This is a genomic window from Shewanella sp. P1-14-1 (assembly GCF_001401775.1).
Taxonomy (GTDB): domain Bacteria; phylum Pseudomonadota; class Gammaproteobacteria; order Enterobacterales; family Shewanellaceae; genus Shewanella; species Shewanella japonica.
The window spans coordinates 25,592-39,918 of sequence record NZ_LKTL01000013.1 but is presented as its reverse complement, the minus strand read 5'-3'; the positions used below and the strand labels follow the sequence as shown (position 1 = coordinate 39,918).

The window sequence follows — 14,327 nt, the reverse complement described above, 5'->3', positions numbered from 1 at the left end:
ATTTACTAGCATATAAACTTTACATCCATAACATTTTTTACCCCATTGAATGTTTAATGTGAATGTAAAGTACGTCATGATAAGGCCTGTTATGCAGGCCTTTTTAATTGATAAAAAGTAACAGACGGAGTGTTGTAATGGCAGAGCAAGCAAAAGTTGGACTGGGTTTACGCCGAGAGATGCTTGATGAGTTTTGTCAGCAAGTGCCAGATGAGATTAACTTCTTTGAAGTGGCGCCAGAAAATTGGATGACTCTGGGAGGAAAGTTTGGCAAACAGTTTAGGCAACTCACTGAGCAGCATGATTTCTTTTGCCATGGTTTGTCCTTGTCAATTGGCAGCCCTGAAGAGCTTGATACTGAATTTGTTAAACAAATAAAAGCGTTTCTCGATTTACATCAGATCTCTATTTACTCTGAACATTTAAGCTACTGTTCCGGTACGGGTCACATGTATGACCTGATGCCAATTCCGTTTACTGATGAAGCAGTCACTTACGTCGCTAAACGTATAAAACAAGTTGAAGACATTCTCGAGCGCCCATTTATTCTTGAAAATGTGTCTTTTTATGCAGCGCCTGGTGCGCAGATGAATGAACAAACCTTTGTGAATGCGGTATTAGCTGAAGCTGATTGTAAATTACTGCTTGATGTAAATAATATTTACGTTAATTCAATTAACCATCAATATGATGCGGCTGAGTTTTTAGCTTCTATGCCAACTGAACGTATTGAATATATGCACATAGCAGGGCATTACGAAGAATCGTCTGATCTGATGGTCGACACTCATGGTGCAGATGTTATAGACCCTGTGTGGAAATTATTACAGCAAAGCTATCAGCAGCATGGCGTGTTTCCTACTTTATTAGAGCGAGATTTTAATATTCCTGAAACGCCAGAGTTATTGATTGAAATTAATCAGATTCATCAATACCAACAACAGGCATTATTACAGGCTAAGTCAAGGAGTGCCTAATGAGCTTTATTGATACTCAATATGAGTTTATGGATTACATTCGCGACCCCAGTAAACCCTTGCCTGAAGGAATAAACCTTGAACGGATGACGGTTTATCGGGAATTGTTTTTTAATAACATTAATGGGTTCGTATCGAGTGCTTTTCCTGTTCTTAAATCGTTATACACTGATGATGCTTGGCTTAAATTAATCCAAGAGTTTTTTGTTAGTTTTGACTGTAAGACACCTTTGTTTGTTGAAATTTCACAAGAATTTATCGCTTTTTTACAAACGGATTATCAAGCAAAAGATTACGATCCGCCGTTTATGGTGGAGTTGGCCCATTATGAGTGGTTAGAGCTTTATATTTCGGCTGTCTTTGATAACGACAAGCAAGTGGCTATCGCTAGAGATATGATTACCGAGCTGCCGCTCACTCTGTCAGACACAGCGACCATTGCACAATATCAATACGATGTGCAGCACATTAGTCTTGACTATCAGCCAACAGAGCCGAGTGAGCTACCACATAGTTTTTGTATATACCGAGATCAAGCTGATGAGGTAAACTTTTTGCAGTTAAACCCATTAACAGCGCAAGTGCTCGCATACATTAATCAAGCCGAGCAATGTTATTTTTCAGATATAATAGAATGGCTTAAACAATCTTACCCGCAAATGACTTCAGAAACCTTAGCCAGCGGCTGCTTACAGATGTTACAACAGTTGGCTGAAAAACAGATTATTTGTCGAGAGAGTAGAGGATAAACAGGATAATAAATGGCTTAAAATTTTTAGGGTTTTTATTGTAGGCCTTTTTACTTACAATGGCGCGGATTTTGTGATCTACTTCACGCTGCCGGTAGGTGGTCAACTTAACTCTTAGGAATCAAATAACATGAGTCAGCCGTTTAAAGACCCATTTAACATTTTGTATTTTATTGGTTTTATCCTTGTTTTACTTTTACCAACATTACCAGCTTCTATTTCTGCGTTGAGACTTGCAGGCTTAATTTAACTGCTGATCTCAGTTATGATATCGATGTATTTTTATAGCATCGGTAAACTAAAAACCATTCTATTGAATGGTTTTTTTGATTGAGTTTGGAGAATTATGCCCCTAAAACGTGGCTTGTTTTTAATTACTGGGTTAACCAGCGTCACGCTGGGAACGATTGGTATTGTGGTTCCTTTACTACCGACTGTACCATTTATCTTGCTTGCAGCTTATTGCTTTGCTCGCTCAAGTGACAGGTTACACAATTGGCTGATGACACATCCTTGGTTTTCTCAAGGGCTCAATGACTGGAAAAATAAGCGATCAATTAACAAACGCTTGAAGCGAAAAGCCATGATTATGACGACGCTAAGTTTCGTGGTCAGTATCGCCATCGTGCCACTGCTTTGGGTGCAAATCATGTTAGTTTGTATGTTATGTATACTGTTACTTTTTTTGTGGCAGATCCCAGAGTTAGATTAAAAGTTGCCGGAATTTTGCTCTCGAGTTGCAACTGTATTGAAACATGCTTACTATCACCTCCAATCGAGTGATATGTCAGATACTATTTTTGCATTTTAAGTGTAATCAAATACCAATAACTGGCTATTAATCCATTCCTTTTTAAATAGACAATCTATTATGACTATGAATTCAGCAAGTTTAGCGTTAATCAAAGACAGCATTAAAGCCATTCCTGACTATCCCATTCCGGGCATTATGTTCCGTGATGTCACCAGCTTATTAGAAAATGCTGAAGCCTACCAAGCCACGATTGCGATGTTTGTTGAGCATTACAAGTCACTTGGCTTTACTAAAGTTGTAGGTACAGAGGCTCGTGGTTTTTTGTTTGGAGCGCCGCTGGCTTTAGAACTCGGCGTTGGTTTTGTTCCGGTTCGTAAACCTGGAAAACTACCACGCAAAACAATTGCGCAAACTTACGACCTTGAATACGGAAAAGATACTTTAGAAATTCATGTTGATGCCATTCAGCCTGGTGATAAAGTGCTTGTGGTTGACGACTTACTTGCTACTGGTGGCACAATCGAAGCCACTGTTAAGCTAATTCGTGAACTCGGTGGTGAAGTCGAGCATGCTGCATTTGTTATTTCGTTGCCTGATATCGGTGGCGAAAAACGCATTGAAGCATTGGGTATCGAAATTTTGACCCTTTGTGAGTTTGAAGGTGAGTAATCGATTTACCCAATGACCTCGTCATTATATCAAGGCAGTGCTTGCATATTCGTTATCAAGCGCTGCTTTTTTATGTCTGTAAATCAGGATTAACGTCAATACAGCGAAATGGTTAGTGTAATTCTTGGGCAAACCCGCTCGCTAAATTGTGTATCAATAGCGCAGCATTGACTTGCATGTTATTGTTAAATTTATTTTTGGGTAAAATGAAGCTTACTCAACCCGTTTTATTAAAGCTTGGGGAATTCCATGTCTTATCAGGTGTTAGCCCGTAAATGGCGGCCTGCAAAATTTGAAGAGATGGTAGGGCAGTCACATGTCTTATTAGCTCTAACAAATGCATTAACTCAGCAGCGCTTACATCACGCATATTTATTTACAGGCACCCGTGGTGTCGGTAAAACCAGTTTAGCTCGACTATTTGCTAAAGGGCTTAACTGTGAGCAAGGGGTGACCTCAGCACCTTGTGGAGTGTGTTCGAGCTGTGTTGAAATCGCTCAAGGTCGATTTGTAGACTTAATTGAAGTCGATGCGGCATCACGAACTAAGGTCGATGACACTCGTGAGTTACTGGATAACGTTCAATACAAACCATCTCGTGGGCGTTTCAAAGTTTACTTGATTGATGAAGTGCATATGTTGTCGCGAAGCAGTTTTAATGCTTTGCTTAAAACCTTGGAAGAGCCCCCTGAGCACGTCAAATTCTTATTAGCTACAACGGATCCTCAAAAGCTACCAGTCACCGTTTTATCTCGGTGTTTACAGTTTAATTTAAAAAGCTTGTCGCAAGATGAAATCAGTCAACAACTGGATTTCATTTTAACTCAAGAGCAGCTTGAGTATGAGCCTCAAGCGCTGACTTTATTGGCTAAAGCGGCTAATGGTAGTATGCGTGATGCACTTAGCTTAACCGACCAAGCCATTGCATTTGGTAGCGGCCAAGTCATGCATCAGCAAGTACAGTCGATGTTAGGCAGTATTGATACTCAACAAGTGCTTGCTTTACTCAAGGCGCTTTGCGATGCCGACGTCGGGCATTTATTGATGACAACCAGTCAAGTGCTCAGCTTTGGAGCTGACGCTGATGAAGTGCTAAGAAGCTTACTTGAATTACTCCATCAAATTACGTTAAGCCAATTCGCCCCTGCAGCTGCGCAGCAATCACTTTATAGTGAACAAATTCTCGCTTTTGCTCAACAACTCTCGCCAGAGCAAGTGCAGTTGTATTATCAGCTGTTACTCGCTGGGCGCAAAGAGTTATCGTTTGCTCCAGACCCTAAGTCAGGGCTTGAAATGGCGCTATTAAGAGCGATTGCCTTTGTACCGGAAAAGCCAGTAAAACGTTGGCATACTGATGAAGCTGCAAAGATTGCATTACCTGAACCCTCAGTGCAGAACACCGCTGCTGAAGCGCAAAAGCATGATGTTCTAAAACCTGTTACGCCAGTGGATGATACACTCGTAAATACCGGTAATATGCTCAATGAGTCAGCTAACAGCAAGGTTGCAGATGCTAACTTACATCCAGTTACTCAGCCTGAGTCTACTGAGTCGAATCAAGCTCAATCTGATGAAGCGATAGCTGCCGAACAAGCATTGCTATTAAGCCAAGCGGACAGTTTAGGTTTTGGCCAACAAGCTGAATCATTATCGCAAAGCACACCAACGAAAGCGCAAGCGTCATCGGCTAATGCACCGCAAGCGAGTGAGGATAAACAAGCGGCGACGCAGGCGCTTGATATTAATTCGGGCGAAAACATACAAACGCCACCTCAATCAAAGTCAGGCTCTTTAGCTTTAGAGAAAAATGCCCCTGCAGATAAGCCAGAAGTGAGTGCTGAGCCCCAAGCAGCCTATTCATCTGATGATGGGATGCCAATGGATGCTTATGAGCAATTTTCACAGGCTGACAGTGACGATAATAATGCTGACTATGGGCTAGGTGATATGGCGTCGTATCATCCTGAGCAGCCTGTCGCTGCATCGACAAATGATTCACAGGTTGAGGCCGCTAAAACAACAGAAAGTACTGAAAGTAGCGATGATTTAGATGCGCTACTGGATGCCGTTTTAGCAACAAATGATTCCTTGAAAGCAGAGTTAAACTCACTCACAAGTCAAGGAGAGCAAGCAAAAAAGCAACAGGAGGCAGCGAGTCCTAGTATTAAGGTACCCGCACCACGCAGTAACCATGCCGCAGAAGGACAACGTGCTACTCAAGATACAGAGCAAACACATAATAGCCAGACGGAACATCAATCACTCAATCAAGCGTCTCATCATAATGACAGTATAAGCTCAGCAAACACTGACGTTATTGATAGTGCGAACGTTACAGATAAAGGCGCGCAGATTGAAGAGCAAGCACCTTGGAATAAACCACAAGATGCAATTGAACCGCCAATGGCCAATGCACAAGCAATAAAAGATACACAAAATGCGGTTGCTGATGCACAGGTTACTGATTTGCAAGCTGGCAATGGTGAGCAGCAAAGCCATGATTCAAGGCCAAATCTAGGCGTTGTCGAGGCAGTGGCTCAAGTCGATACCAACCAGCAGGTGACGTCGATACCTAAACCCACTGCGCTTGCGGTCAATGGCGAACATGAAATATCGGGTGATGAACTTGATTTACACTGGTATAAAGTCATGGCATCACTCAGTATTGGTGGTAGGGTAAGGCAGCTCGCTGTTAACTCAGTTTGTCAAAGCTTGAGTAATCCGATTCCATTACTGTTAAAGCCAGATCAAAAGCATCTAGCAGCGGACATCGCCATTGAGCAACTGCAAGTTGCATTAACAGAACACATGGGTGTGCCGACCACGGTTGAGATTACCGTTGGTGTAGATAAAGCACATGAAACCCCACTTGAGTTAAGAAAAAGATTTCATCGTGAATTATTAGCGAATGCAAATTACGCTTTAATTAATGATGACAACGTACAATGGATGTTTAGTCGATTAGCTGCACAGCTAAATCCAGATACCTTGGTGTATCCAGCGGAGAAGTTACAAGCAATAGGGCAACAAATTCCTGCTTTAGTTGCACAATAAATCAACTAAAGCGTTGTTAACTTCAAAAGTTTGATTGCAATAAACGCAGTTTTATTGCCAATTTATTTTTTTACAGTAAGATTAGCCCCACTTTGGCTGCTTGCTAATAACCTAATTAAGAGAAAAGACTATGTTTGGAAAAGGCGGTATGGGCAACTTAATGAAACAAGCCCAAATGATGCAAGACAAAATGGCTAAAATGCAGGAAGAAATCGCACAAACCGAAATGACGGGTGAAGCGGGTGCAGGTTTAGTAAAAGTCACCATGACGGGTTCACACAACATTCGTAAAGTTGACATTGACCCAAGCTTAATGGAAGACGATAAAGAAATGTTGGAAGATCTTATTGCTGCAGCATTCAACGACGCAGCACGTCGCATCGAAGAAAACCAAAAAGCTAAAATGGCAGAAGTTACCGGTGGTATGCAATTACCGCCAGGTATGAAAATGCCATTCTAAGACTGTTTTAGTCTAGTTAAGTTTAAATGAAAGCCTGAGTCATTGACTTGGGCTTTTTTGTGGGTAATTCGACTATAAGATGAAACAAGCTGAATGTCCTGTGTAATGATCTAGTCAGTTAATCAAGTCCAACAATTAATTTGGTTTTCTCATTATTGACATTAAGTATTAAATCACCGCTCTGGGCTAATGTATTGCGCTGTTCAAAGGCTGTTGTTGTTAGCTTTTACATCTTATTCCAATGTCATGAATCTACAATCATTAATTAGGAGTGAAGGGATACATAATTTTATTGTTTACGTTTATCAAACCATAAATTTGCCAGTGTCATTAAACCTAATGAATCAGTCTTTTCTCCCCGTAGAGATTTATGCGTTTTAAATGTGATTGATTTTCCCCATAATGGCGTAATGTAGTGATTTGTTTTACATTCCTCTTCTATATCAGATAAATAACCATTTAGATCATTTGTCGATTTTGCCCATTCTAGCCATTGTTTACGTTGTAATGATGGCAATAAATGCTGTGCAGTATCACTTACTAATAACCAGTAATAATGATCAAGTAAGGTATTTTTGCCAAATAAATATTCTGAGATCCACATGTCAGCTTTGCTTTTATCTGACACCAAATACAGTGTTAACCCTAAGCTCTTTAAAGATTCTTGAATAAAAGTTGATACTTCTGAGTTTGAGTCCCAAAAAGCAATTGTTCCTGTAATGAGTTCAGTTTCTGAATTTGAGGGGGTATTTCTTTTTGCTGCATGGACTTGGTTGTTTTCGTTGTCATGATTGTTTTTGACATTAATAGCAATATTACCGAAAAGCGTTTGGCATAACGGCAGTTCAGGGTGAATAGAGTTAGCCTGTTGTAACACCAATGGGATTAATGCCTTTCTCGTGTTGAGGGGCAGTCGATGGCTCAAGCACAATGCATAGCAACCTGCTAGTTTTGAATGAGTAAGCAAGGGTGATTGAGGTATTGTTTGTAGTGTACTTTCTTGCTCTATAACATGGCTCATATTATGAGTGCTGATATCTTTATTTGTCCAAAAGTCAGCACGCTTAAGAATGCCATTTACACCAAAATAATGTTCATTTTTACTAAGCGACCAATGTTCATCATTTCTGGATTCCCAGCAATAACTACCAGTACCAATAGGAAAGTCGGGATGCTTGTCATCTTCTAAAAAGACTGCGCTGTGGATATCAGATAACCCATGTAGAAATAACGGGTCATCGAAAAACAATTCAACTTCTACCCATCTTTTATTCACCTGAATGTTTTTGATACTTTCGAATAAATAAGCGTGCAAAGGGGCATGACTTTTAAGTGTTAATAAATGACTTTTGATATATTCAGGAGTGAGCAATACACCATTATGAAAATATACATCGGGTCTGATTCTAAAGGCATAACCCTTAGCAGTTTTAGTAAACTGGTGAGCTAAACTAGGGGTAAAAGATGCCGTTTCAGCGTGATAGTTGATTAAAGTATCAAATAGCGCGTTGACATAAAGACCAGCATTCAAATCAGCCATTTTAATTGGGTGGCATGCTGGTAAGGAGTAATTAACTAATGAGATAAGTTCATCTGAACGTTCAATCTCTTCTGGGTTTGTTTTAAGCCACTGGGAAAGATGTTGTTTGAAAGTATGCTGGTAGTGAAACGTTTCAGCGTATTGAAAAGCTTGATTTAAACTGCCGTGTTGGCACATATTTTTTAACCGTGCGATGAGTAACTCTTCAAAAGAGTGCACAATCGAAAAGCTTGATTTATTGCCCCTGCCTCGTCCAGGGTTCCAAGTTATCCATCCTAATGCAGACAAGCTTTTCATTATGTTTGTTACATTTCGAGTTGAGCATATTAACGCTTCTGCAAGTTCAAATTTATCTACATTTTTTACATTTCGTCCAAACCGAGTCTCTAATTGATTGAGTCGTTGTAACTGTATTGTCGTGGCAGAATTATCCATCGAATTATTCATCTTAATATCTATGACTTATTAGATTCATAGTAGTCCAGACCTTAAAAGGTGAAAAGCTAAAATTAACCTCTACCTCTTTTTGTTGCTCGGTATATTCAATACTGAACCTAGACACATTTTTGGAGAGATAATGATGAAAAAATTAACTTTATTAGCTTTAACACTTGCGTTAGTTTCAGGTTCAAGCCAAGCAGGAACCCTAGGGGATTTCTTTTCAGGTATAACCGTTGGTGCAGGTTATTCGACTGACTCTGTCCATGGTGAGACTTTAGACGGTTACTCAGTGTACTCACAAGGAGTATTGGTTCCGTCATTAAAAGACAATTTATTCACTGATTTTAGGATAAGTTCAACCTCAAAAGATGATTATTCTAGCGTTGATCCTAAAGATGGGGCGCTTAATACAACGACAGTAGATTTAGATCGATATCAGGCGAGTATCGGTTATGGTATCCCTTATCATGTAACAAACTCAGTCGTGTTAAAACCTTATGTCACAGCGGGTTGGTCTTGGGATAAATTATCAACTGCAGGCAATAACGAGACCGATAATAGTTTTGTTGCTTCAGCCGGAGTAAAAGGGGAATTTGGTCAACATTTTATGACTAGCATTGGCTATTCAGAAGAAACGAGCGGCTTTAAATCTGGCCAATGGATGCTTGATGTGGGTTATCGATTCTAACTTGGTTTGGACTCATATTGAGGCTCGTTAATAGCTTGGTTATAGTTTATAGATCTAGAGTTTTAATATCATGTTTATTGGGGCAATTTACCTCATGTAAATTGATTAAATAAAACGCTTAACCAATAAATAGTATAAGAGTTTGTTCATGGAAGAAAATATTCATCCTTTTAAAAAGGCTGCAGCGTTATTACTCTTACTGGGTTTGATTGATATTGCGGTAATGATTTTTTGCATTATCAATCAAACTAATTATGTCTCAAGCTTTACCATTTTTGGGGTTATTTCAGGAGTATTGCTACTTCGAGGTAGCCTTAAAACGGTTCAAACATTACGTTGGTTGAGTATTTTTATCTCAGTTCTGATTGTTGGTATATTGTTTGACACTTTATTTACGACTCCGCCTGCTTTGTTTATAGCATTAATGAAATTCAGCCCACTGACTGTGATTGGACCAATATGCGTTGCTGCTTTGCTTGTTGCAGTGTTTATTTGGATATACTGTCAGCTATCTTCTCAGGAGTCTTTGCAACTTTTGGTCAAGGCCAACTATAAAACAACTCAACCCAAATCAGCTTATTTACTAGGTGCTATCGGTTTACTTGTTACTTTTTTAGGAGCTAGTGAAATGGTCAATGGTGAGTCAGCTAAAAAGGCCATTAAATTAGCGCAAGCCCAACGGGGTTCTGCATATCAATATCATGTTACTCGTTTATATGTTTCACAAAATTCTGGTTATGCTGATGGATAGCCTATTCAGATAAAGTCGTTCACAGCTTAACGTGAATTGGTAATCCGTATTTAAATAAAAGTCCTAGCGATTAATCCTCTCGTTACTTGCCTCGTTACTTCTCTCGTTAATCCCCAACTAATCCTTTTATTGACACGTCACAGCAGCTTTAAATTTATTACGCTAACCCTTTTGCTAATCTTTGCATCTTTTGTTTTTAAGGTTCTGTTTTATAGGTATATTTTTGGTTTTTTAGCTCGTCCCTCTAGGTGATGTTGTCTAAAATGATAATTGACGGGTTGTGATGTGAAGAACTGGTTTTGATAAGAGGCATAAGTTTGACCAAGTGGGTTGACACACATACTAAAGTACTAAAAAACTAACTTAAGGTTAAAAATATTTGATATGGATATTAAGTAAGCATAAATTAACTGCGAGTTAAATATATTTTACATGGAGTGAGGTGAGGTTAACATGGTCAACAAACAGAATTTATATCAATGGTTGCAAGAAACCAGCTTTAGGGAAGTGACTTTATCGGTTGATTTACTTGTAACGGGCTATATTTTTTATATTTACTTAAGCCGGATGTACTATGCCAGTGCTGAAGAATTAGCCTCGACAATGTGGCTATCTGGTGTATTGCTCGAAATCATTATTTACTCAGTTGTGTTGATGGTACTGAGTTATATTGTATTAGCATTTGTGAGTGATGATGAATTAAACCAACCCATGGATGTGCGAGAAAAACAGATAAACCTAGTGGGTTACAAATACTCGGCAATAATTTTACAAACCGGCGTTATTTTAGCCATGGTTCAATATGGAATAGAAAAACAAGCTGAAATAATTTTGTTTGAGCCGATTCCTCATTTACCATTACACATTTTGTTAGTGGCATTTTTAACTGCCGAATTAGCCCATTATGGTGTGCAATTGTATAAAGGCCGCACAGGAGATATTTATGGGTAAAGTGGATCAAGATGGTATGGGGATCAGTAACTCTATTCGTACATTACGATTTTTACATGATGAAATGACCCAAAAGCAACTGGCTGAACTCATCGGTGTAACTAGACAAACGGTAATGGCGATTGAATCAAATAAGTATTCGCCGACATTAGAAGTCGCGTTCAAGATTGCTGAGGTGTTTAATTTACCTCTTGAAGAGGTGTTTCGCTATCGTTCGGCAAACGATACCCTACCAACAGACTAGCTGTTTGTAGGTTTTATTAGGATGATGAGTTGTTGGTAGTGACTAACACTTCTTGAAAGTAGTAAATTATACCGCTGGCCGTTTGATGTTATCTGTTGAGGATAATTGGTTCAGTTTTAGCGACTCACAATGCTTTAAAGCCCAACCGCGCTTTGGGCTCAGATACTCTTTGCAATCTTTATCGCTTACGATAATAATCACCCATTCATTTAGCTGATAAATTGTTGAGTCAGCTAATCTCATTTTTATGAAGTGCAACAGCACTGTTAAGGCCAGTATTAGGTTATGAAATTTAGTCCGCTAGTTGATGAATTAATTGAATCATTACGTTGTTTACCCGGTGTAGGGCCTAAGTCTGCTCAGCGTATGGCATTTCAGTTATTGGAACGTAATCGTAAAGCGGGGCAAAAACTGGCAAACGCTCTTGAGCGCTCTATGAGTGAAGTGGGGCATTGCCAAGCGTGCCGTACGTTTACAGAACAAGAATTATGCCCAATTTGCAGTAGCCCTAAACGAGGCAACGCTGGCGTTATATGTGTGGTAGAAACGCCAGCAGATGTACTTGCTATCGAAGCTGGTGGCCATTTTATGGGACGATACTTTGTGTTATTAGGCCATTTGTCACCACTTGATGGCGTGGGCCCTGATGAACTAGGTCTTGAGTTACTTGAACAGCATTTATCTTCAGAAGATGTCACAGAGTTAATCTTGGCAACAAACCCTACAGTAGAAGGTGATGCAACAGCGCACTTTATCGCGGATATCGCACGTCGTCATAATGTGGTTATCAGCCGTATTGCTCATGGTGTGCCAGTAGGTGGCGAGCTTGAGTATGTCGATAGCACGACTTTAGCGTTATCGTTTAATGGGCGCATCCCTCTGTAAAACGAACACGAGTTAATAATAAAAGGGCTAATTTAGCCCTTTTTGCGTTTTTTTTAGGCATCAGAAAAAAATTCCCTTGAAAACTGATTTTCACGCCCCATTTCCTAGGTAACAAAGAATTTTAGTTGCATTGAAACGTCAAATATTAGATTTCAGTACAACTGCTGTATTAACGTTAAACCAAGGGAAATTTTCATGTCGCAACAAGAAACACATGGCTTTCAAACCGAAGTAAAACAACTTCTTCATCTGATGATCCATTCTTTATACTCAAATAAAGAAATTTTCTTACGTGAATTAGTCTCAAATGCCGCTGATGCTGCAGACAAGTTACGTTACCTTGCATTGACTGATAACACATTATTTGAAGATGACACTGAACTTCGTGTTCGCATCAGCACCGATAAAGAAAAAGGCACCGTTACGATTGAAGATAACGGTATCGGTATGACTCGTGATGGTGTAATTGAACATTTAGGGACTATTGCTAAATCAGGTACTGCTGATTTCTTCAAAAACTTATCTGGCGAAGAGTCAAAAGATTCGCAACTTATTGGTCAGTTCGGTGTGGGCTTCTACTCGGCGTTTATCGTAGCGGATAAAGTGACTGTTCGTACTCGCGCTGCAGGTGCGGATGTTAACCAAGGTGTGGTGTGGGAATCACAAGGTGAAGGTGACTTTACTGTTGATACCATTACTAAAAACAGCCGTGGTACTGAAATTACACTGCATTTACGTGAAGAAGAAAAAGAGTTTGCTGATGACACACGTTTACGCTCAATTATCACCAAATACTCTGATCATATCTCTGTACCTGTAGAAATGTACGAAGAAGGTACACCTGCTGTTGAAGCGACAGAAGAAGGCGGGGAGGCGATTCCAGCTACTGAAGGTCAGTGGAAACCGATGAACAAAGCCACTGCGCTTTGGACTCGTAGTAAATCTGATATTTCTGATGAAGAGTATCAAGAGTTCTACAAGCATATTTCTCACGATTACGGTGATGCTGCAACTTGGTCTCACAATCGTGTTGAAGGTAAACAAGAGTACACGAGCTTATTGTATATCCCAAGTAAAGCACCATGGGATATGTTTAACCGTGATGCTAAAAACGGCTTAAAACTGTTTGTTCAACGTGTATTCATTATGGATGACGCTGAGCAATTTATGCCGACTTACCTTCGCTTTGTAAAAGGCTTAATTGACTCTAATGATTTACCTTTAAACGTGTCTCGTGAAATTTTACAAGACAACAGCATCACTAAAGCTTTACGTAGCGGTGTGACTAAGCGTGTGTTAGGCATGCTTGAAAAAATGGCTAAAAATGATGCTGAGAAATACCAAGCATTTTGGGCTGAATTTGGTCAAGTATTAAAAGAAGGTCCTGCTGAAGATTTCGCTAACCGTGAGCGTATTTCTGGCTTGTTACGTTTTGCTTCTACACACACAAATACCGCAGCAACTGACGTGTCATTAGATGATTACATCGGCCGTATGAAAGAAGGCCAAGACAAGATTTACTACATTGTTGCTGACAGCCATGAAGCGGCAGCAAACAGCCCACATCTTGAATTATTACGTAAGAAAGACATCGAAGTGTTATTGATGTCAGAGCGTATTGATGAGTGGTTAATTAACCACTTAACTGAATTCAAAGGCAAGAAACTGCATTCGGTAACACGTGGTGATCTAGAGTTAGGTGAGCTTGAAGATGCAGATGAAAAAGAAGCTCAAGAAAAGCTTGCTGGTGAAGCACAAGCATTAGTTGAACGTATGAAAACGGCATTAGGTGCAAAAGTTGCAGACGTTAAAGTGACTTCGCGCTTAACTGACACGCCTGCATGTGTTGTTGCCGGTGAAGGTGAAATGTCATCACAAATGATCAAGCTTATGCAATCAGCGGGTCAACCAGTGCCTGAAACGAAACCGACCTTTGAAATCAACCCGCATCACCCATTAGTTGAACGTTTGAACAATGAACAGGATGAACAGTTATTTGCTAACTGGGCTGACTTATTACTTCAACAAGCACAGCTTTCTGAAAAAGGCAGCTTAGCGGATCCTTCTGCATTCATTAAGTTAACCAATGAAATGCTAGTCGCAAGCTTGAAGTAAGCGTCGTCATAATAAACAAGCGGACCGAGTGTCCGCTTTTTATTAGCGT

General features: G+C 39.9%; 13 protein-coding genes. 12 read left to right on the top strand and 1 reads right to left on the bottom strand.

Translation table 11 applies throughout. The features are described 5' to 3' along the window. Positions 1 to 137: 137 nt before the first annotated feature. From AN944_RS10945 to AN944_RS10920, 6 genes are all read left to right on the top strand, one after another. Positions 138 to 977 carry a DUF692 domain-containing protein gene (locus AN944_RS10945; RefSeq protein ID WP_055024655.1) on the top strand — a complete coding sequence of 280 codons (840 nt, stop codon included), beginning with the start codon at positions 138 to 140 and terminating at the stop codon, positions 975 to 977. Then, positions 977 to 1,726 carry a DUF2063 domain-containing protein gene (locus AN944_RS10940; protein WP_055024654.1) on the top strand — a complete coding sequence of 250 codons (750 nt, stop codon included), beginning with the start codon at positions 977 to 979 and terminating at the stop codon, positions 1,724 to 1,726. The genes AN944_RS10945 and AN944_RS10940 overlap by 1 nt, the downstream gene beginning before the upstream one ends. A 346-nt stretch (positions 1,727 to 2,072) precedes the next feature. After that, entirely contained in the window at positions 2,073 to 2,438 is a 366-nt protein-coding gene (locus tag AN944_RS10935) for a YbaN family protein (protein ID WP_055024653.1), read from the top strand. Positions 2,439 to 2,597: 159 nt separating this feature from the next. Beyond that, positions 2,598 to 3,149, top strand: coding sequence for an adenine phosphoribosyltransferase (gene apt / locus AN944_RS10930; RefSeq protein ID WP_055024652.1), 552 nt, complete (start codon positions 2,598 to 2,600; stop codon positions 3,147 to 3,149). 249 nt (positions 3,150 to 3,398) lie between these two features. Beyond that, positions 3,399 to 6,203 carry a DNA polymerase III subunit gamma/tau gene (gene dnaX, locus AN944_RS10925; protein WP_055024651.1) on the top strand — a complete coding sequence of 935 codons (2,805 nt, stop codon included), beginning with the start codon at positions 3,399 to 3,401 and terminating at the stop codon, positions 6,201 to 6,203. Positions 6,204 to 6,333: 130 nt separating this feature from the next. Beyond that, the gene (locus AN944_RS10920) at positions 6,334 to 6,663 is read left to right on the top strand and encodes a YbaB/EbfC family nucleoid-associated protein (protein ID WP_055024650.1); all 330 of its coding nucleotides are present in this window, start codon (positions 6,334 to 6,336) and stop codon (positions 6,661 to 6,663) included. 289 nt (positions 6,664 to 6,952) lie between these two features. Here AN944_RS10920 and AN944_RS10915 read toward each other — a convergent pair whose 3' ends face one another. Continuing rightward, on the bottom strand, positions 6,953 to 8,650 hold the full coding sequence (locus AN944_RS10915) for an SgrR family transcriptional regulator (RefSeq protein ID WP_055024649.1): 1,698 nt from the start codon (positions 8,648 to 8,650) through the stop codon (positions 6,953 to 6,955). A 130-nt stretch (positions 8,651 to 8,780) separates the two neighbouring features. On the opposite strand from AN944_RS10915, the gene AN944_RS10910 reads away from it, so the two are divergent. The 6 genes from AN944_RS10910 (at position 8,781) to htpG (ending at position 14,278) form a co-directional block, all read left to right on the top strand. Next, complete coding sequence (locus AN944_RS10910) at positions 8,781 to 9,332, top strand: outer membrane beta-barrel protein (RefSeq protein ID WP_055024648.1); 552 nt, start codon at positions 8,781 to 8,783, stop codon at positions 9,330 to 9,332. A gap of 148 nt (positions 9,333 to 9,480) precedes the next feature. Next, positions 9,481 to 10,083 (top strand): hypothetical protein, encoded by a 603-nt coding sequence (locus AN944_RS10905; protein ID WP_055024647.1) that lies wholly within the window; start codon positions 9,481 to 9,483, stop codon positions 10,081 to 10,083. A 453-nt stretch (positions 10,084 to 10,536) separates the two neighbouring features. After that, positions 10,537 to 11,034, top strand: a complete 498-nt coding sequence (locus AN944_RS10900) for a hypothetical protein (RefSeq protein WP_055024646.1) — start codon at positions 10,537 to 10,539, stop codon at positions 11,032 to 11,034. Beyond that, positions 11,027 to 11,278: a helix-turn-helix transcriptional regulator gene (locus AN944_RS10895; protein WP_225442255.1), complete on the top strand. Its 252-nt coding sequence runs from the start codon at positions 11,027 to 11,029 to the stop codon at positions 11,276 to 11,278. The genes AN944_RS10900 and AN944_RS10895 overlap by 8 nt, the downstream gene beginning before the upstream one ends. Before the next feature lie 285 nt (positions 11,279 to 11,563). After that, positions 11,564 to 12,163: a recombination mediator RecR gene (recR, locus tag AN944_RS10890; protein WP_055024645.1), complete on the top strand. Its 600-nt coding sequence runs from the start codon at positions 11,564 to 11,566 to the stop codon at positions 12,161 to 12,163. A 195-nt stretch (positions 12,164 to 12,358) separates the two neighbouring features. Beyond that, positions 12,359 to 14,278, top strand: coding sequence for a molecular chaperone HtpG (gene htpG / locus AN944_RS10885; protein ID WP_055024644.1), 1,920 nt, complete (start codon positions 12,359 to 12,361; stop codon positions 14,276 to 14,278). Positions 14,279 to 14,327 lie beyond the last annotated feature (49 nt).